The organism is Microbacterium sp. ARD31 (genome assembly GCF_031844425.1).
Window position 1 is genome coordinate 415,686 of record NZ_JAUZVE010000001.1, and the last position, 19,490, is coordinate 435,175.

A 19,490-nucleotide genomic window follows, 5' to 3' on the forward strand; every position below is an offset into this window, starting at 1 on the left:
GGAGGGTGCCCGCCCCGCTAGACTGGTGGTGCGGCTCCGGCCGCCCCGAACCTGCATGCGAAGGAGAACAATGAGCGGCATCGAGGACCCCGGCCACGGACACTCCCCGGCGGCATGGACGACGGTCGTCATCATGCTCATCGCCCTGACGATCGGCACCGTTTTCTTCTTCCTCGAGATGCCGCTCATGGTCTGGCTCTCGGTCGTCCTGCTGGTCATCGGCCTCATCGTCGGCTACATCATGACCAAGGCGGGCTACGGCGTCGGCGGATCCAAGACCGTCTCGAAGCAGCACTGACGTGCTCGCCGACCTGACGGCCGGCGCGGTGGAGGATGCACGGGAGCGGGAGACCGTCCGCCCCCTGGCCGTGGTGGAGAAGCTCGCGCTCGCGCAGCCTGCCGCCATCGATGCGCTGGCCGCTCTCGCCCCCGCCGACAGCGTCAAGATCATTGCCGAGGTCAAGCGCGCGAGCCCGTCGCGCGGTGATCTCGCTGACATCCCCGATCCCGCGCTGCAGGCGCGTCGCTACGAGATCGGGGGAGCGTCCGCGATCTCGGTGCTCACCGAGGGGCGCAAGTTCAAGGGTTCGCTCGCCGACCTCGAGTCGGTGCGGGCAGCCGTCACCCTCCCGGTGCTCCGCAAGGACTTCATCGCGACGCCGTACCAGGTGTTCGAGGCCCGCGCCGCCGGCGCCGACCTCGTCCTCCTCATCGTCGCCGGTCTCGAGCAGCGCGTGCTGGCCGAGCTGTACGACCTCGTGGTCGAACTCGGCATGACGCCGCTCGTCGAAACCCATTCCGCCGAAGAGGTCGCGCGCGCGGGCGACATCGGCGCGCGCCTGGTGGGCGTCAACGCCCGCAACCTCTCCACCTTCGAGCTGGACCGGGACCTCTTCGGCCGGCTCGCCCCCGAGCTGCCGGACGGCGTGATCAAGATCGCCGAGTCCGCCGTGCTCTCACCCGCCGACGTCGCCCATTACCGCGGCGCCGGCGCCGACGTCGTCCTGATCGGCGAAGCGCTCGTCACGAACGACCCCGTGTCGACGCTCGCCGCCTTCCTGGAGGCAGGCTCATGAGTCTTCGCGCAGTGAACGGTCCCTTCTTCGGCGAGTTCGGCGGGCGATACATGCCCGAGTCGCTGATCGCGGCGATCGACGAGCTCACGGCGGTCTACGAGGACGCGAAGGCCGACCCCGCCTTCGCGGCCGAGTTCGCCCGCTTGCTGAACGTCTACGCGGGGCGGCCCTCCGCCCTCACCGAGGTGCCACGGTTCGCCGAGCACGCGGGCGGCGCACGTATCTTCCTCAAGCGCGAGGACCTCAACCACACCGGGTCGCACAAGATCAACAACGTGATCGGTCAGGCGCTCATCACGCAGAAGCTCGGCAAGAAGCGGGTCATCGCCGAGACCGGCGCCGGCCAGCACGGCGTCGCCACCGCGACCGCCGCCGCGCTGTTCGGCTTCGAGTGCACGATCTACATGGGCGAGGTCGACACCGAGCGCCAGGCCCTCAACGTCGCTCGGATGCGGCTGCTGGGCGCTGAGGTCGTGCCGGTCACGACCGGCTCCCGCACCCTCAAGGACGCCATCAACGAGGCGTACCGGGACTGGGTCGCCTCGGTCGAGACGACCAACTACATCTTCGGCACCGCCGCGGGCCCGCACCCGTTCCCCGCGATGGTGCGCGACTTCCAGAAGGTCATCAGCGAGGAGGCGCGTCAGCAGCTCCTCGACGAGACCGGCCGCCTCCCCGACGCCGTCATCGCGTGCGTCGGCGGCGGGTCGAACGCGATAGGCATGTTCGACGCGTTCCTCGACGACGAAGGCGTCGCGCTGTACGGAGTGGAAGCTGCCGGTGACGGCGTCGACACGCCGAAGCACGCGGCGTCCATCGAACGCGGCCGTCCCGGCATCCTCCACGGTGCGAAGACCTTCGTCCTGCAGGACGAGGACGGGCAGACGACCGAGTCGCACTCGATCTCCGCCGGCCTCGACTACCCGGGCGTCGGGCCCGAGCACGCGTGGCTCGCGAGCATCGGCCGCGCGCGGTACATCCCCGCGACCGACACCGAGGCCATGGAGGCGCTGCGCCTGCTGAGCCGCACCGAGGGCATCATCCCCGCGATCGAATCGGCGCACGCCCTCGCCGGCGCACTCCGCATCGGCCGCGAGCTCGGTCCGGACGCGATCCTCGCCGTCAACCTCTCCGGCCGCGGCGACAAGGACATGGACACCGCCGCGCGCTGGTTCGAGCTGTACGACGCCGACAAGGAGCCCGTCGAGATCCCGGCCGACCCCGAGCACGGCAGCGGCGAAGGGGTCGAGCTGTGACCTCGCGCGTCGCCGCCGCGATCGCCGCCGCGAAGGAATCCGGTCGGGGCGCGTTCGTCGGCTACCTCCCGATCGGATACCCCGACCTGCAGACGAGCATCGACGCCGCCGTGGCCCTGGCCGACAACGGCGCGGACATCCTCGAGCTCGGCCCGCCTTACTCCGACCCCGTCATGGACGGCGTCGTCATCCAGGAGGCCACGCAGGCCGCCCTCGCGGCGGGCTTCCGCTTCCGCGACACGTTCACGGCCGTCCGCGCCATCGCCGAACGCGTCGATGTGCCGATCGTCGTCATGACGTACTGGAATCCCGTGTTCCAGTACGGCGTGGACCGGTTCGCCGACGACCTCGCCGCCGCCGGCGGTGCGGGACTCATCACCCCCGACATCACGCCCGACGCAGCGGCCGAGTGGATCGCCGCGTCCGAGCGCACCGGGCTCGATCGCATCTTCCTCGCGGCACCGTCCTCGACCGACGAGCGCATCAGGATGATCGCCGAGCACTCCACCGGTTTCGTGTACACCGTCTCGACGATGGGCATCACGGGGGAGCGGACGGAATTGGATGCCGCGGCCCGCGCCCTCGTCGATCGCCTGCGCGCGCACGGCGTCGAGAACGCCTGCGTCGGCATCGGCATCTCGACGGCCGACCAAGTCGACGGTGTCCTCGACTACGCCGACGGCGCCATCGTGGGCACCGCGCTCGTGCGCGCGCTCCGCGACGGCGGTGTGGACGGCCTCGCCGCGACGACCCGTGAGCTGTCCCGCGGCGCAGGTCCGCGTCCGGGCACCGCGTAGACTCGCCGTCGTGACTTCTGCAGCCCTCTCCGTCGTCGCGAGCATCCCCAGCCCGCCGATCAACTCGTTCCAGCTCGGCCCACTGACGATTTACTTCTACGCCCTCTGCATCCTCGCAGGCATCGTGGTGGCCACGTTCTGGACCAACCGCCGTCTGACCAAGCGCGGCGCGGAGCCGTGGGTCGTCATCGACATCGCGCTGCTCGCGGTGCCGCTGGCCATCATCGGCGCACGCATCTTCCACGTCCTCACGCACCCGGGGTTCTACTTCGGCGAGGACAAGGACCTGTGGGCGATCTTCCGCATCTGGGAGGGCGGCATCGCCATCTTCGGCGCCCTGATCGGCGGCGCCGTGGGTGCGTGGCTCGGCTGCAAGTGGAGCGGCATCCGCTTCTGGACCTTCGCCGACGCGCTCGCGCCCGCGCTCCTGCTGGCGCAGGCGTTCGGCCGCTTCGGCAACTGGTTCAACCAGGAGCTCTACGGCCTGCCCACCGACCTGCCGTGGGGCCTGGAGATCAGGTACCCGAACCCGGCCTGGCCGGCGGGTCTGCCCGAAGGCACCCTCTTCCACCCGACCTTCCTCTACGAGGTCATCTGGAACGTCATGGGTGTGATCATCATCGCCGCGGCCGGTCGCCGCTTCCGTCTGCAGTGGGGCCGGCTGTTCGGCCTCTACCTCGTCTGGTACTGCGCCGGTCGCATCGTGTGGGAGTCCATCCGCATCGACCCGAGCGAGGTCTACCTCGGTCTGCGCACCAACGTGTGGGCCGCGATCCTCGGCGTCGTCGTGGGTCTGGTCATCATGATCGTGCAGAAGCGCCGGCACCCCGGGTTCGAGCCGTCGCCGTATCAGCCGGGACGCGAATGGACGCCTCCGGGCGCGGTACACTCGCAGGGAACCGATGACTTCGTCGACGTGAGCGCACCCCCCGCGTCCGAAGAATCCTCCGACTCGGCCACAAGCTCAGTCACCACCCGATAGCACCGCAGGGCCGACGTCGTCCCAGGTTGAGCACCCATGTGAGGACGGTAGGCATGCCCTCGAGCTCCCGTCACGAAGACACCACGACCCGGTCGGCCGGGACCATCGCCGGTGGTTCGTTCCCTGCGAAACAGGGGATGTACAACCCGGCGTTCGAAAAGGACGCCTGCGGTCTGGCGATGGTCGCGACGCTGCGCGGTGAGGCGGGCCACGACATCGTGGACCTCGCCCTCACCGCGCTGCGCAACCTCGAGCACCGCGGCGCGATCGGGTCGGATGCCGGTACCGGTGACGGCGCCGGCATCCTGACGCAGATGCCCGACGCGTTCCTGCGCGCGGTGGTCGACATCGACCTGCCGCCCGTGGGGGAGTACGCCGCGGGTCTCGCGTTCCTCCCGACGGACCACGACGAGCGCGCGGCCCAGAAGAGCGCGATCGAGGCGATCGCGCGGAGCGAGGGCCTCACCGTCCTCGGCTGGCGCGTGGTGCCGACGGCCGACGAGAACCTCGGCAAGCTGGCGTTCCACGCCCGTCCGGCCTTCGAGCAGCTGTTCGTGTCGCGGCCGGCGGTCGGCGACGCGCCGGCGCTGTCGGGCATCGCGCTCGACCGGCGGGCCTACCGCCTGCGCAAGCGCGCCCAGCACGAGCTGGACGCCTACTTCGTCTCGCTCTCGAGCCGCACCCTCGGCTACAAGGGCATGGTCACGACCCTGCAGCTCGAGCCGTTCTACCCGGACCTGCAGGACGAGCGGTTCGCGACCGAGCTCGCCGTCGTCCACTCGCGGTACTCCACCAACACGTTCCCGTCGTGGCCGCTCGCCCAGCCGCTGCGCATGCTGGCGCACAACGGTGAGATCAACACCGTCAACGGCAACCGCAACTGGATGCGGGCGCGTCAGTCGCAGCTCGAGTCCGAGCTGCTCGGCGACATCCGTCCGCTCCTGCCGATCTGCAGCCCGGGCCAGAGCGACTCGGCCTCGTTCGACGAGGTGCTCGAGCTGCTGACGCTGACCGGGCGCAGCCTGCCGCACGCGATCATGATGATGGTGCCCGAGGCTTACGAGAAGCAGGCCGACATCCCGGCCGACCTGCGCGCCTTCTACGAGTACCACTCGATGCAGATGGAGCAGTGGGACGGCCCGGCCGCCCTCATCTTCACCGACGGCTCGCTCGTGGGGGCGACGCTCGACCGCAACGGCCTGCGTCCGGGTCGGTGGACCGAGACCACCGACGGACTGGTCGTCATCGGCAGTGAGACCGGTGTGCTCGACTTCGAACCCGAGCGCATCAAGCGTCGCGGTCGTCTGCAGCCCGGACGCATGTTCGTCGTCGACACCGCGCAGGGGCGCATCGTGGAGGACGAGGAGATCAAGCGCGACCTCGCCACCCTGCACCCGTGGCAGGAGTGGTTGGACGAGGGTCGCGTGCGCCTCAAAGACCTCCCCGAGCGCGAGCACATCGTGCACCCCATCGCCTCGATCACGCGCCGCCAGCGCACCTTCGGCTACACCGAGGAGGAGGTCCGCATCCTCCTGACGCCGATGGGCCAGACGGGCGCCGAGCCGCTCGGTGCGATGGGTTCCGACACCCCCATCGCCGTCCTCAGCGAGCGTCCCCGCCTGCTGTTCGACTACTTCGTGCAGCAGTTCGCGCAGGTCACGAACCCGCCGCTGGACTCCATCCGCGAAGAGGTCGTCACCTCGCTCGGGCTCGGGCTCGGTCCCGAGCGGAACCTCCTGGCATCCGGACCGGACCACACGCGCGTCATCACGCTCGACTTCCCGGTCATCGACAACGACGAACTCGCGAAGCTGCAGAACATCGACCGCGCCCTCCCCGGTCGGCGCTCCATCACGATCCGCGGTCTCTACCGCGCCGACGACGACGCGGACTCGCTCCGTGCGCGCCTCGACGAGATCAACGCCGAAGTGGATGCCGCCATCGCCGACGGCGTCGAGTTCATCATCCTCAGCGATCGCGACTCCACCTCGGACCTGGTTCCGATCCCGTCCCTGTTGACGCTCTCGTCGGTGCACCACCACCTCATCCGCAACGAGAACCGCATGAAGGTCGGTCTCGTCGTCGAGGCGGGCGACGTCCGCGAGGTGCACCACGTCGCGACCCTGATCGGCTACGGCGCGTCGGCGGTCAACCCGTACCTCGCGATGGAGACGGTCGAGTACCTCGTCCGCGCGGGCTACATCACCGGTGTCGAGCCCGAGAAGGCCGTCCGCAACCTGATCTACGCGCTCGGCAAGGGCGTGCTGAAGATCATGTCGAAGATGGGCATCTCGACGGTGTCCTCGTACGCGGGTGCGCAGGTCTTCGAGGCCGTCGGCCTGTCGCAGGAGTTCGTCGACACCTACTTCACCGGCACGGAGACGAAGCTCGGCGGCATCGGGATCGAGGAGATCTCGCGCGAGAACCTGGCCCGTCACGAGTTCGCCTACCCGGCGGACCAGGCCGCCCGTGCGCACGAGCGGCTGTGGACCGGTGGCGAGTACCAGTGGCGTCGCGACGGCTCGCCGCACCTGTTCAACCCCGACACGGTCTTCCGTCTGCAGCACGCGACGCGGACCCGTCGGTACGACATCTTCCGCGAGTACACCCACCTGATCGACGAACAGGCCGCCGAGCTCAAGACGCTCCGCGGACTGTTCCGCCTCAAGACCGGGGTGCGTCCGGCGGTGCCGATCGACGAGGTCGAGCCGGTGTCCTCGATCGTCAAGCGCTTCTCGACGGGCGCGATGAGCTACGGCTCGATCTCGAAGGAGGCGCACGAGACCCTCGCGATCGCGATGAACCGTCTCGGAGCGAAGTCCAACACGGGTGAAGGCGGCGAGGACGTCGACCGTCTGCTCGACCCCGAGCGGCGCAGCTCCATCAAGCAGGTCGCGTCGGGACGCTTCGGTGTCACGAGCATGTACCTCACGCATGCCGACGACATCCAGATCAAGCTCGCCCAGGGCGCCAAGCCCGGCGAGGGCGGTCAGCTGCCTCCCGGCAAGGTGTACCCGTGGATCGCCCGCACGCGCGGCGGCACCCCGGGCGTCGGCCTGATCTCGCCGCCGCCGCACCACGACATCTACTCGATCGAAGACCTCAAGCAGCTCATCTTCGACCTGAAGCGCGCCAACCCGTCCGCGCGGGTGCACGTCAAGCTCGTGAGCCAGTCGGGCATCGGCGCGGTCGCGGCCGGCACCGCGAAGGCGCTGGCCGACGTCATCCTCGTCTCCGGTCACGACGGGGGGACGGGCGCGAGCCCGCTCAACTCCCTCAAGCACGCGGGCACCCCGTGGGAGCTCGGGCTCGCCGAGACGCAGCAGACGCTGATGATCAACGACATGCGCGGCCGCGTCGTCGTGCAGGCCGACGGTCAGCTCAAGACCGGGCGCGACGTGCTCATCGCCGCGCTCCTGGGCGCCGAGGAGTTCGGTTTCGCGACGAGTGCGCTCGTGGTGGAGGGGTGCATCATGATGCGCGTCTGCCACCTCGACACCTGCCCCGTGGGTGTCGCGACGCAGAACCCCGAGCTGCGCAAGCGCTTCACGGGCAAGGCGGAGCACGTCGTCAACTTCATGGAGTTCATCGCCCAGGAGGTCCGCGAGTACCTCGCCGAGCTCGGCTTCCGCTCGATCGACGAGGCCGTGGGGCACACCGAGGTCCTCGACGTGCAGCCCGCCGTCGACCACTGGAAGGCGCACGGCCTCGACCTGTCGCCCATCCTGCGGGGTCCCGCCTTCTCCGACGACGCACCGCGACGCCGGGTGCAGGAGCAGGAGCACGAGCTCGAAGAGCACTTCGACGTCGCCCTGCTCGACCGGGCGCGCGACGTCGTCGAGCACGGCGGCCACCTGACGATCGACCTGCCGGTGCGCAACACCGAGCGCGCCGTCGGCACGATGCTCGGCCACCACGTCACCAAGGTGCACGGCGAGAACGGTCTGCCCTCCGGCACGATCGAGGTCAACCTGACCGGGTCGGCGGGGCAGTCCTTCGGCGCGTTCCTCCCGTCGGGGATCACGCTGCGCCTGGAGGGCGACTCGAACGACTACGTCGGCAAGGGACTCTCCGGCGGCGAGATCGTCGTCCGGCCGCCGCGTGCGGCGACCTTCGACGCATCGAAGAACGTCATCGCCGGCAACGTCATCGGCTACGGCGCGACGCGGGGCTCGATGTTCCTGCGCGGCGTGGTCGGCGAGCGGTTCCTGGTCCGCAACTCCGGCGCGACCGCGGTCGTCGAGGGCGTGGGCGACCACGCACTCGAGTACATGACCGGCGGGCTCGCCGTCATCCTCGGGCCCACGGGGCGGAACCTCGGTGCGGGGATGTCGGGCGGTTCGGCCTACATCTACCGGCTCGACCGGACGCTCATCAACCGCGAGGCGCTCGCGACCGGCGAACTCGAGCTGCTCGAGCTGGGTGCCGGCGACGTCGAGATCCTCCGCGACCTGTTGACCCGGCACGTCGAGGAGACCGGCTCGGACCTCGCCGAGCGACTGCTCGCGAACCTCGACACCGAGATCGCGAACTTCACGCGCGTCCTGCCGCGGGACTACGCGGCCGTTCTGAAAACCCGCCAGGAGGCGGCCGCCGAGGGGCTCGACCCCGACAGCGACGTCGTCTGGACCCGCATCCTGGAGGTGACCGGTGGCTGATCCCAAGGGCTTCCTCAAAGTCACCGAGCGCGAGCTGCCGCCGCGCCGGCCCGTTCCCGTCCGCATCATGGACTGGAAGGAGGTGTACGAGCAGGGCGATCAGGCCGTGCTCCGCCGTCAGGCCGGCCGCTGCATGGACTGCGGCGTACCGTTCTGCCACCAGGGCTGCCCGCTCGGCAACCTCATCCCGGAGTGGAACGACCTCACGTGGCGCGGCGAGGGCCGCGCGGCGATCGAGCGGCTGCACGCGACGAACAACTTCCCCGAGTTCACGGGTCGACTGTGCCCGGCCCCCTGCGAGAGCGCCTGCGTGCTCGGCATCAACCAGCCGGCCGTCACGATCAAGCAGATCGAGGTCTCGACGATCGATGAGGCGTTCGCGAACGGGTGGGTCGAGGCGGAGCCCCCCGGACGCCTCACCGGCAAGACGGTCGCGGTCGTCGGATCGGGACCCGCCGGTCTCGCCGCCGCACAGCAGCTGACACGTGCCGGTCACACCGTGGCCGTGTACGAGCGCGACGACCGCATCGGCGGTCTGCTGCGCTACGGCATCCCGGACTTCAAGATGGAGAAGCGCCACCTCGAGACGCGCCTGCGCCAGATGCGCGACGAAGGCACCCGCTTCCGCGCCGGCGTCGAGATCGGCAAGGACCTGTCGTGGGCGGACCTGCGCGCCCGCTACGACGCGGTCGTCGTCGCCACCGGCGCCACCGTGCCGCGCGACCTCGCCATCCCCGGTCGTGACCTGGACGGCGTGCACTTCGCGATGGAATACCTCGTGGAGTCGAACAAGGCGGTCGCGGGCGACCAGGTTCCCCACCAGATCCACGCCGAGGGCAAGCACGTCGTCGTCATCGGGGGTGGCGACACCGGTGCGGACTGCATCGGAACGGCTCACCGCCAGGGCGCGCTGAGCGTCACGAACCTCGCGATCGGCAAGCAGCCGCCGGAGTCGCGGCCGGACCACCAGCCGTGGCCCATGATGCCCACGATCTTCGAGGTCGCCTCGGCGCACGAAGAGGGCGGCGAACGCTCCTACCTCGCCTCGACGGTCGAGTTCCTCGGCAACGAGGCGGGCGAGGTGCGTGCCCTCCGCGTGGCCGAGACCGAGTTCGTCGACGGCCGCCGCGTCCCCAAGAGCGGGACCGAGCGCGAGATCCCCGCCGACCTCGTCCTCATCGCGATGGGCTTCACCGGCCCCGAACGCACCGCCCTCGAGGAGCAGCTCGGCACGGTGTTCGACACACGCGGCAACGTCGAGCGTGCCGATGACTGGCAGTCGACCGCCCCGGGCGTGTTCGTGGCGGGGGATGCCGGGCGTGGCCAGTCCCTCATCGTCTGGGCGATCGCGGAGGGACGCGCGGCCGCTTCGGCTGTCGACGAGTACCTCATGGGATCGACCAGCCTCCCGGCGCCGGTCCGTCCGACCGACGTCGCGATCGGTCTCCCGCACGCCTAGGCTGTAACCGATCCCAGATCCCGAATCACTACCCGACGGAGCTATTTCTGTGAGACGCGCGAAGATCGTCGCCACGCTGGGTCCCGCCACCGAGAGCTATGAGATGGTCCGCGCGATCATCGACGCCGGTGTGGACGTGACCCGCTTCAACCTCAGCCACGGCGACTACGCCGACCACGACGCCCGACTGGCCAACGTCCGGAAGGCGTCGGATGACGCCGGCCGTGCCGTCGCCGTCCTCGTGGACCTTCAGGGACCGAAGATCCGTCTCGGTCGCTTCGCCGAAGGCCCCCACTTCCTCGCCGTGGGCGACGTCTTCAAGATCACGACCGAGGACATCGCGGGCACGAAGGAGATCGTCGGCACGACCTTCAAGGGGCTGCCCGACGACGTGAAGAAGGGCGACTTCCTCCTGATCGACGACGGCAAGGTCCGCGTCCAGGTCACCGGTGTCGAGGGCCCCGTCGTCACGACCGAGGTCATCGTCGCGGGCTACGTGTCGAACAACAAGGGCATCAACCTGCCCGGTGTCGCCGTCAACGTCCCGGCCCTCTCCGAGAAGGACGAGGCCGACCTCCGCTGGGGTCTGCGCGCCGGGGCCGACATCATCGCCCTCTCGTTCGTGCGCAACGCCGCCGACGTGACGCGCGTGCACGAGATCATGGCGGAGGAAGGCCGCAAGGTTCCCGTCATCGCCAAGATCGAGAAGCCGCAGGCGGTCGACGCGCTCGAGGAGATCATCGACGCGTTCGACGGCATCATGGTCGCCCGAGGCGACCTGGGCGTCGAGCTCCCGCTGGAGGCGGTGCCCATCGTGCAGAAGCGCGCGGTGGAGCTCTGCCGCCGCATGGCCAAGCCCGTCATCGTCGCGACGCAGATGCTCGAGACGATGATCGAGAACCCGGTCCCCACCCGCGCCGAGACGAGCGACGTCGCCAACGCCGTCCTCGACGGCGCGGACGCCGTCATGCTCTCGGGCGAGACGAGCGTCGGCAAGCACCCCGTCGGCGTCGTCGAGACGATGGCGCGCATCATCGACGCGACCGAGACCCACGGGCTCGAGCGCATCCCGCCGCTGACGGCCAAGCCGCGGACGCAGGGAGGCATCATCACCCTCGCCGCGAACGAGGTCGCGGAGTTCGTCGAGGCGAAGTTCATCTGCCTGTTCACCGAGTCGGGAGACACCGCCCGCCGCATGTCGCGGTTGCGCCCCGGCATCCCGATGCTGGCGTTCGCGATCGACCCGGCGATCCGTCGCCGGATGGCGATCACGTGGGGCATCCAGTCGGCCCTCGTCGAGCATGTGGCCCACACGGACCTCATGTTCCTGCAGGTCGACGACTACTTCCTCTCGCGCGGCCTCCTCGAGGAAGGCGACAAGGTCGTGGTCATCTCCGGTTCCCCTCCCGGGATCATCGGGGCGACCAACGACATCCGCATCCACAAGATCGGCGACGCCGTCCACGGCAAGGCACCGATCTACAAGGCGGAGAGCTGACGCCTCACGGTCGTCGGAAGCGGGCAGTCCTTCGGGACTGCCCGCTTTCTAGCACTCGGGATGCCACGGCGGAAGGCCCCCGGCCGGAGATTCCGGCGGGCGTAGGGTCGGGCGGCAAGTAGTCACCACCCGATCACAGGAGGTCATCATGGGATTCTTCGGTTTTCTGATCCTGGGGCTCATCGCCGGCGCCATCGCCAAGCTGATCCTTCCGGGCAAGCAGGGCGGGGGCTGGTTCGTCACGCTCATCCTGGGCGTCGTCGGAGCGCTCTTGGGAGGGTGGCTGGGCAGCGTGCTGTTCAACGCGCCCCTTGAAGAGTTCTTCAGCATTCAGACGTGGCTGCTCGCCATCGGCGGCTCGCTCATCGTCCTGCTGATCTACGGCCTGATCGTCGGCCGTCGTCGGACCACCTGACGACGCGGAGAACACGGAACGGCGCCCCTGCGGGGGCGCCGTTCCGCTGTGGTGCCGGTGGTGGGAGTCGAACCCACACGCCCTTTCGGGCAACCGAGTTTGAGTCGGTCGCGTCTGCCATTCCGCCACACCGGCGCGAGCCTCAACGACGATACCGCAGGATGGCGGGTCGCCCTGGCCTAGGATGGACGGGTGACTGAGCAGGAACCCTCCACCGCCCCCCAGGCTGCCCCGGCTCCCCGACGCGTCGTCGTCGCGGAGGACGAGTCGCTGATCCGCCTCGACATCGTCGAGATCCTGCGTGACAGCGGCTTCGACGTCGTCGGCGAGGCGGGCGACGGTGAGACCGCCGTCCAGCTGGCCACCGAGCTGCGTCCCGACCTCGTCATCATGGACGTGAAGATGCCGATCCTCGACGGGATCAGCGCGGCGGAGAAGCTCAGCAAGAACCACGTGGCCCCCGTGGTCCTCCTCACGGCCTTCAGTCAGAAGGAGCTCGTCGAGCGGGCGAGCGAGGCGGGCGCCCTCGCCTACGTCGTGAAGCCGTTCACCCCGAACGACCTCCTGCCGGCCATCGAGATCGCCCTCGCACGCTACGAGCAGATCATCACGCTCGAGGCCGAGGTCGCCGACATGGTCGAGCGCTTCGAGACCCGCAAGCTCGTCGACCGCGCCAAGGGCCTGCTCAACGAGAAGATGGGCCTGTCCGAGCCCGAGGCCTTCCGTTGGATTCAGAAGGCGTCGATGGACCGCCGACTGACCATGCAGGACGTCGCGAAGGCGATCATCGAGCAGCTCGCGCCCAAGAAGTCCTGACGCGGTCGCCGTGATCGACGAGTTCGATCTCCCGGTCGACCTCGCCTCCCCTCGCGGCACGATCACGCTCCGCGGTGCGGAGGAGGGCGACCTCGACGCGATCGTCGCGCTGCTGTCGGATGACCCCGTCAGCGCGGGCCGCGGCGACGTCGCGGCATCCGACGCTCGTCCGCTCTACCTGCGGGGGCTGCGGCGCATCCTCGCCGCAGACGGGAACGACCTGTTCGTCGTTGAGCGCGAGGGTCGCATCGTCGGGACGATGCAGCTGACCGTGGTGCCGGGCATGGCGCGGCGGGGGAGTACTCGCCTCATGGTCGAGGCCGTGCGTGTCGCCGGCTCGCAGCGCTCGGGCGGGATCGGAGCCGGGATGATGACGTGGGTCACCGACGTCGCGGCGCGTGCCGTGGGCGCATCCCTCGTCCAGCTCACGTCGGATGCGGCGCGCACCGAGGCGCACCGGTTCTACACGCGGCTGGGCTTCGTCGACTCGCACATCGGCTTCACATACGCCGTCTCGCGCTGAGCCGGGTCAGGATGCCGGCCGGTCCCGCACCATGTTGGTGATCCGGACCGTCGAACACCGTCTGCCCCGGTCGTCGGTCACCACGATCTCGTGCACCGTGAGGCTGCGGCCGAGATGCAGCGGGGTGCACACGCCCGTCACCCAGCCCTCCGTCGCGGAGCGGGTGTGGGTCGCGTTGATGTCGATGCCGACGGCGAGGCGCCCCGGTCCCGCGTGCAGGTTGGCGTGCATCGATCCGAGCGATTCGCCGAGCACGACGTAGGCGCCGCCGTGCAGGAGACCGACCGGCTGGGTGTTGCCGGCCACCGGCATCCGTGCCACCGCCTTCTCGAGGGTGAACTCGACGAGCTCGATCCCCATCTTCTCGGCGAGGGCGCCGAGGCCGCGGTCCTTCGCCCAGCTCAGGCCGTCGCCGGCGGAGAGGGCGTCGGGGGAGGGGGCGTTCTCGGACATGGCTCGGACCTCGGCTTCGGGTGGCGCCGACCCGGCGCCGCTGCGGGGGAGTCGATGTCGCACGCCCGAACTAGGCTGGCTGGGTGAGCGACTCCGCACAGCCTACTCTGCTCGTCGTCGACGGCCACTCGCTGGCCTACCGGGCGTTCTTCGCGCTCCCGGTCGACAACTTCTCGACGAAGGACGGCCAGCACACCAACGGCATCTACGGCTTCCTGTCGATGTTCGTGAACCTCGTGAAGGCCGAACGTCCCACGCACCTCGTGGTCGCGTTCGACACCTCGCGGCAGTCGTTCCGCAGCCGCGTCTACGAGGACTACAAGGCGAACCGGTCCGAGTCCCCGGCCGAGTTCAAGGGGCAGATCCCGCTGCTGCAGGACTGCCTCGCGGCGATGGGGGTGCCGGTCCTCACGAAGGAGGACGTCGAAGCCGACGACATCCTGGCGACGCTCGCGACCCAGGGTGTCGAGAGCGGCTTCCAGGTGCTCGTCTGCTCGGGCGACCGCGACACGATCCAGCTCGTCACCGACGACGTGACGCTGCTCTACCCGAGCGTGCAAGGGGTCTCGCAGCTGAAGCGCTACACCCCGGACGCCGTCGTGGAGAAGTACGGCCTGCCGCCCGAGAACTACCCCGACATCGCGGCGCTCGTCGGCGAGACGAGCGACAACCTCCCGGGCGTCCCGAAGGTCGGCGAGAAGACGGCGGTCAAGTGGCTCACGCAGTTCGGGTCGCTCGACGAGCTGCTGAACCGCGCCGACGAGATCAAGGGGGTCGTCGGCGGCAACCTCCGCGAGCACCTCGACGACGTCCGCCGCAACCGTCAGCTCAACGCCCTCCTGCGCGACGTCGAGCTCGAGCTCACCCCGCAGGACCTCGCGGTCCAGCCGATGGACACGCAGGCGGTCCGCGACATCTTCGCCCGCCTGGAGTTCCGGACCCTCCTGCCGCGCGTCTTCGACGCGTTCGGTGCGGACGCGGAGCCGCCCGCTCCCGAGGTCGCGGCCCCCGAACCGCAGGAGACGGATGCCGCGACCCTCGCAGCGTGGCTGGCGGAGCAGACCGGCGAGCTCGCCCTCACCGTCGCGGTCGCCGGCGGGCTCCCGACCCGCGTCGGCGTCGCGACGACGGACGCGGTGCGCGAGACCGCGTGGGATGAGTCCGCCCGCACGGCGCTCGCCCCGTGGCTGCAGGGCGACGCGCCGAAGGTGATGGTCGACGCGAAGCCGCAGGTGAAGGCGCTGCGCCGGGCGGGTGTGCGCCTCGGCGGCCTGGCATTCGACGTCCTCCTCGCCGGGTGGCTGCTGCGGCCGAGTCTGCCCGACAAGAACCTCGCCGACCTCGTCGACCGCTACCTGGACGAGAAGCTCCCCGAGGCCGACCCGTCGCAGCTGGTGCCCGAGACCGAGGGCGCGACCCCGGGTCAGCTCGCCTGGTTCGCCCTGCGCGTCGCGGCCGCCGAGCGGGCGGAGCTCCCGGCATCCGTCTCCGCGGTGCTGACCGACATCGAGCTCCCGACCCTCGACGCCCTGGCCGACATGGAGCTCGCGGGCGTCTCGGTCTCGCGCGACAAGCTGTCGGGTTTCTCGGGCGAGCTCGCCGCCCGCGCCGACGCAATCGCGCAGGACGCGTACGCGATCATCGGGCGCGAAGTGAACCTCGGCTCGCCGAAGCAGTTGCAGGAGGTGCTGTTCGACCAGCTCGAACTGCCGAAGACCCGCAAGACCAAGACCGGGTACTCGACGGATGCCGCGGTCCTCGCCGACCTGCAGGACACGAATCCGCACCCGTTCCTCGGCCTGCTGCTGCAGCACCGCGAGGCCACGAAGCTGCGCCAGATCATCGAGTCGCTGACGGTCGGAATCGCCGACGACGGCCGCATCCACACGACCTACGTCCAGACCGGCAGCCAGACGGGTCGGCTCTCGAGCACGGATCCGAACCTGCAGAACATCCCGATCCGCAACGAGGAGTCGCGCCGGATCCGCGCGGCGTTCGAGGTCGGGGCGGGGTACGAGACCCTCCTGACGGCCGACTACTCGCAGATCGAGATGCGCATCATGGCGCACCTGTCCGGCGACCCCGGCCTCATCGAGGCGTTCAACTCGGGCGAGGACCTGCACCGGTTCGTGGGCGCCCGCGTGTTCGGCGTCGAGCCCGCCGAGGTGACGGCTCCGATGCGGACCAAGGTCAAGGCGATGTCCTACGGGCTCGTCTACGGCCTCAGTGCGTTCGGCCTGTCGAAGCAGCTGCGCATCGAGCAGTCCGAGGCGAAGCAGCTCATGCTCGAGTACTTCGCGCGGTTCGGCGCCGTGCGGGACTACCTGCGGTCCTCGGTCGAGCAGGCCCGCATCGACGGGTACACCGAGACGATCTTCGGTCGCCGCCGCCCGTTCCCCGACCTGACGAGCCCCAACCGGGTGCTCCGCGAGAACGCCGAGCGGGCCGCGCTCAACGCTCCCATCCAGGGCAGCGCCGCGGACATCATGAAGATCGCCCTCGTCGAGATCCACCAGGACCTCCTCGATCAGGGCCTCGGCTCACGCGTGCTGCTGCAGATCCACGACGAACTCGTCGTCGAGGTGGCCACGGGGGAGTGGGATGCCGTGGAGCAGATCGTCCGCACGCGCATGGGCGACGCGGCCGACCTCTCGGTGCCGCTCGAGGTGCAGATCGGCCGGGGCGGTGACTGGGACGAGGCGGCTCACTGACGCGGAGCGTGCGACGCTCTACGCTCGGAGGATGACCGACGCACAACGCACACCCACTCCGATCGACACGATCGCGGACCGCTGGGTGGACACGCTGGCCGAACTCTCCCCGAGCCTCGCGACCTACATCGGGCGCACGGAGCACAACGGCCGACTGGACGACTACTCGCCCGCCGGGCACGAGCGTCTGGCCGCCGCTGCAGCCGAGACGCTCCGCGCGCTCGACGCCGCGGACGCGGTCGACGACGTCGACGATGTCACGAAGATGGACCTCTCGGCCGAGCTGGGGCTCCACCTCGACCTCCACGCGGCGAAGTCGCACCTGCGCGACCTGAACGTCATCGCCTCGCCGTCGCAGGACATCCGCTCCGTGTTCGATCTGATGCCGACCGACACGGTCGACGACTGGTCGGTCGTCGCCACCCGCCTCGCCGCCATCCCGGGGGCCCTCGCCGGTTACGTCGAGACACTCCGACAGGGCATCTCGGAGGGTGTCGTCCCCGCGCAGCGGCAGGTCCGGGAGGTCGTGACGCAGATCGCGCGCTACACGAGCGACACGGGCTTCTTCGCGTCCTTCGTCGGTGAGGCCGCGCCCGCCGAAGGGCACCTCCCCGCCTCGCTGGCCCGCGACCTCGCCGACAACGCCGGCGCCGCGCGGGTCGCCTACGATCAGCTCGCCGCATTCCTGCGCGACGAGCTGGTACCCGTCGCGTCCGAGACCGACGCCGTCGGCCGGGAGCTCTACGCCCTCCACTCCCGCAGCTTCCTGGGTGCGACGATCGACCTCGACGAGACCTACGAGTGGGGGGTCGAGGAACTGGCCCGCATGGTCGCCGAGCAGGAGGCCATCGCGAACGAGATCAAGAGCGGCGCCACCGTCGAGGAGGCGGTCGCCTTCCTCGAGCAGGACGAGGGCCGCAAGCTCCACGGCACCGAGGCGCTGCAGGCCTGGATGCAGGAGACGAGCGACCGCGCCGTCGAAGAACTCGGTCGCACGCACTTCGACATCCCCGAGCCGATCCGTCGCCTCGAGTGCATGATCGCCCCCACGAACGAGGGCGGTATCTACTACACCGGGCCCACCGACGACTTCTCGCGGCCCGGGCGCATGTGGTGGTCGGTCCCCGAGGGCGTCGACTCGTTCGACACCTGGCGGGAACTCACGACCGTGTACCACGAGGGCGTCCCCGGGCATCACCTGCAGATCGCCCAGGCCGTCTACAACCGCGCAGAGCTCAACTCGTGGCGCCGACTCCTGGCGGGCTCGAGCGGCCACGCCGAGGGCTGGGCGCTCTATGCCGAACGCCTGATGGCCGAGCTCGGCTACCTCGACGACCCGGCCGACCGCCTCGGGATGCTCGACGGTCAGCGGATGCGCGCCGCCCGTGTCGTCCTCGACATCGGCGTGCACCTCGGCAAGCCGCGTCTGGACGGCACCGGGGTGTGGGATGCCGACTACGCGCTCGAGTTCATGCGTCGCAACGTCAACATGTCGGACGAGTTCATCCGCTTCGAGGTGAACCGCTACCTCGGCTGGCCCGGCCAGGCCCCGTCGTACAAGGTCGGCCAGCGTATCTGGGAGCAGATCCGCGACGAGGCGGCGCAGCGCGGGGGCGCCGACTTCGACATCAAGCAGTTCCACATGCGGGCACTCCGCCTCGGCGGCGTCGGTCTCGACACGTTGCGGGCCGCTCTGCGCGACGGCTGAGCGACGCAGACAGACGAACGGGGATGCCGGGAATAGCCGGCATCCCCGTTATCGTTCATTCAGCTGAATGAAAGGGGCGGACATGACCGCAGTGGAGCTGGGCCTCGACACCTTCGGGGACATCACCGTCGACGAGCGGGGCGAGCGCGTGTCGGGCGCGCAGGCGATCCGCAACCTGCTGGCGCAGGCGGAACTCGCCGATCAGGTGGGGGTCGACTTCATCGGGGTCGGGGAGCACCACCGCGCCGAGTACGCCGTCTCGAGCCCCGAGATCGTGCTGTCCGCGATCGCCGCGCGCACCGAACGGATCCGGGTCGGGACGGCCGTGACCGTCCTCTCCAGCGACGACCCGGTACGCGTCTACGAGCGCTTCGCGACGCTCGCAGCGATCTCCGAGGGGCGCGCCGAGGTGATCCTCGGGCGCGGGTCGTTCATCGAGTCCTTCCCGCTCTTCGGCTTCGATCTGTCGGACTACGAGACGCTCTTCGAGGAGCGGCTCGAGCTGTTCTCGCTCCTGCGCCAGGAGAAGCCGGTGACGTGGCAGGGGACGACCCGCCCCGCACTGCAGCAGGCGGACGTCTTCCCGAAGACCGAGGCGGGCATCCGGGCCTGGGTCGGCGTGGGGGGATCCCCCGAATCGGTGGTCCGCACCGCGCGCTACGGGTACGGCCTCATGCTCGCCATCATCGGCGGCCCGGCCGCGCGCTTCCGCCCGTACGTAGACCTCTACCACCGCGCGATCGGCGAGCTCGGCACCGAGGCGCAGCCCATCGGCATCCACTCGCCTGGTCACATCGCCGACACCGACGAACAGGCGTGGGAGGAGGCGTACCCGGGCTTCGAGGCGCAGAACAACACGATCGGCCGCGACCGCGGGTGGCCGCCGTACAGCCGGATGCGGTTCCAGCACGAGATCGGACCCGAGGGGTCGATCTACGCCGGCTCGCCCGAGACCGTCGCGCGGAAGATCGCCGACACGGTGAGGACCCTGGGGGCCGGCCGCTTCGACCTGAAGTACGCCAACGGCACCCTCGGCCACGACAAGCTCATGCGCTCGGTCGAGCTCTACGGCACGAAGGTCATCCCGCTCGTGCGCGAGATGCTCGGCGAGTGACGCGGGCGCGGCCCCGACCCTCGT

General features: G+C 69.7%; 15 protein-coding genes and 1 tRNA gene. 14 read left to right on the plus strand and 2 right to left on the minus strand.

The window, feature by feature from the left end; translation table 11 throughout:
- Positions 1 to 70: 70 nt before the first annotated feature.
- The 9 genes from Q9S36_RS02085 (at position 71) to Q9S36_RS02125 (ending at position 12,141) form a co-directional block, all read left to right on the plus strand.
- Positions 71 to 298 carry a DUF6704 family protein gene (locus tag Q9S36_RS02085; RefSeq protein WP_217531891.1) on the plus strand — a complete coding sequence of 76 codons (228 nt, stop codon included), beginning with the start codon at positions 71 to 73 and terminating at the stop codon, positions 296 to 298.
- Position 299: 1 nt separating this feature from the next.
- Positions 300 to 1,076, plus strand: coding sequence for an indole-3-glycerol phosphate synthase TrpC (gene trpC, locus Q9S36_RS02090; RefSeq protein ID WP_217531889.1), 777 nt, complete (start codon positions 300 to 302; stop codon positions 1,074 to 1,076).
- Positions 1,073 to 2,332: a tryptophan synthase subunit beta gene (gene trpB, locus Q9S36_RS02095; protein ID WP_311283751.1), complete on the plus strand. Its 1,260-nt coding sequence runs from the start codon at positions 1,073 to 1,075 to the stop codon at positions 2,330 to 2,332. The genes trpC and trpB overlap by 4 nt, the downstream gene beginning before the upstream one ends.
- The gene (gene trpA / locus Q9S36_RS02100) at positions 2,329 to 3,129 is read left to right on the plus strand and encodes a tryptophan synthase subunit alpha (RefSeq protein ID WP_217531885.1); all 801 of its coding nucleotides are present in this window, start codon (positions 2,329 to 2,331) and stop codon (positions 3,127 to 3,129) included. Before trpB ends, trpA begins: the two co-directional genes overlap by 4 nt.
- Positions 3,130 to 3,139: 10 nt before the next feature.
- Complete coding sequence (gene lgt, locus Q9S36_RS02105; RefSeq protein WP_253034450.1) at positions 3,140 to 4,111, plus strand: prolipoprotein diacylglyceryl transferase; 972 nt, start codon at positions 3,140 to 3,142, stop codon at positions 4,109 to 4,111.
- Between the two features lie 53 nt (positions 4,112 to 4,164).
- Positions 4,165 to 8,769 carry a glutamate synthase large subunit gene (gene gltB / locus Q9S36_RS02110; protein ID WP_311283752.1) on the plus strand — a complete coding sequence of 1,535 codons (4,605 nt, stop codon included), beginning with the start codon at positions 4,165 to 4,167 and terminating at the stop codon, positions 8,767 to 8,769.
- Positions 8,762 to 10,228 carry a glutamate synthase subunit beta gene (locus Q9S36_RS02115; RefSeq protein ID WP_311283753.1) on the plus strand — a complete coding sequence of 489 codons (1,467 nt, stop codon included), beginning with the start codon at positions 8,762 to 8,764 and terminating at the stop codon, positions 10,226 to 10,228. The genes gltB and Q9S36_RS02115 overlap by 8 nt, the downstream gene beginning before the upstream one ends.
- Before the next feature lie 49 nt (positions 10,229 to 10,277).
- Positions 10,278 to 11,726 (plus strand): pyruvate kinase, encoded by a 1,449-nt coding sequence (pyk, locus tag Q9S36_RS02120; RefSeq protein WP_217531877.1) that lies wholly within the window; start codon positions 10,278 to 10,280, stop codon positions 11,724 to 11,726.
- Between the two features lie 148 nt (positions 11,727 to 11,874).
- Positions 11,875 to 12,141 carry a GlsB/YeaQ/YmgE family stress response membrane protein gene (locus Q9S36_RS02125; protein WP_064002043.1) on the plus strand — a complete coding sequence of 89 codons (267 nt, stop codon included), beginning with the start codon at positions 11,875 to 11,877 and terminating at the stop codon, positions 12,139 to 12,141.
- A gap of 49 nt (positions 12,142 to 12,190) precedes the next feature.
- Here the strand turns inward: Q9S36_RS02125 and Q9S36_RS02130 are convergent.
- Positions 12,191 to 12,276 (minus strand) — tRNA-Leu (locus Q9S36_RS02130).
- A gap of 57 nt (positions 12,277 to 12,333) precedes the next feature.
- Between Q9S36_RS02130 and Q9S36_RS02135 the strand changes: the two genes are divergently transcribed.
- Both Q9S36_RS02135 and Q9S36_RS02140 read left to right on the plus strand, forming a co-directional pair.
- Positions 12,334 to 12,957: an ANTAR domain-containing response regulator gene (locus Q9S36_RS02135; RefSeq protein ID WP_064002042.1), complete on the plus strand. Its 624-nt coding sequence runs from the start codon at positions 12,334 to 12,336 to the stop codon at positions 12,955 to 12,957.
- Between the two features lie 10 nt (positions 12,958 to 12,967).
- A complete protein-coding gene (locus Q9S36_RS02140; protein ID WP_311283754.1) occupies positions 12,968 to 13,480 on the plus strand; it encodes a GNAT family N-acetyltransferase in 513 nt (170 codons plus the stop codon).
- 6 nt (positions 13,481 to 13,486) lie between these two features.
- Here the strand turns inward: Q9S36_RS02140 and Q9S36_RS02145 are convergent, their stop codons facing one another.
- Entirely contained in the window at positions 13,487 to 13,933 is a 447-nt protein-coding gene (locus Q9S36_RS02145; RefSeq protein ID WP_311283755.1) for a hotdog fold thioesterase, read from the minus strand.
- Positions 13,934 to 14,016: 83 nt separating this feature from the next.
- On the opposite strand from Q9S36_RS02145, the gene polA reads away from it, so the two are divergent.
- The 3 genes from polA to Q9S36_RS02160 all read left to right on the plus strand — a co-directional run bounded on the left by polA (position 14,017) and on the right by Q9S36_RS02160 (position 19,466).
- Positions 14,017 to 16,644 (plus strand): DNA polymerase I, encoded by a 2,628-nt coding sequence (gene polA / locus Q9S36_RS02150; RefSeq protein ID WP_311283756.1) that lies wholly within the window; start codon positions 14,017 to 14,019, stop codon positions 16,642 to 16,644.
- 31 nt (positions 16,645 to 16,675) lie between these two features.
- Positions 16,676 to 18,352 carry a DUF885 domain-containing protein gene (locus tag Q9S36_RS02155; RefSeq protein WP_311283757.1) on the plus strand — a complete coding sequence of 559 codons (1,677 nt, stop codon included), beginning with the start codon at positions 16,676 to 16,678 and terminating at the stop codon, positions 18,350 to 18,352.
- A gap of 82 nt (positions 18,353 to 18,434) precedes the next feature.
- Positions 18,435 to 19,466 carry an LLM class flavin-dependent oxidoreductase gene (locus Q9S36_RS02160; protein ID WP_311283758.1) on the plus strand — a complete coding sequence of 344 codons (1,032 nt, stop codon included), beginning with the start codon at positions 18,435 to 18,437 and terminating at the stop codon, positions 19,464 to 19,466.
- The last annotated feature ends 24 nt before the right edge of the window (positions 19,467 to 19,490 follow it).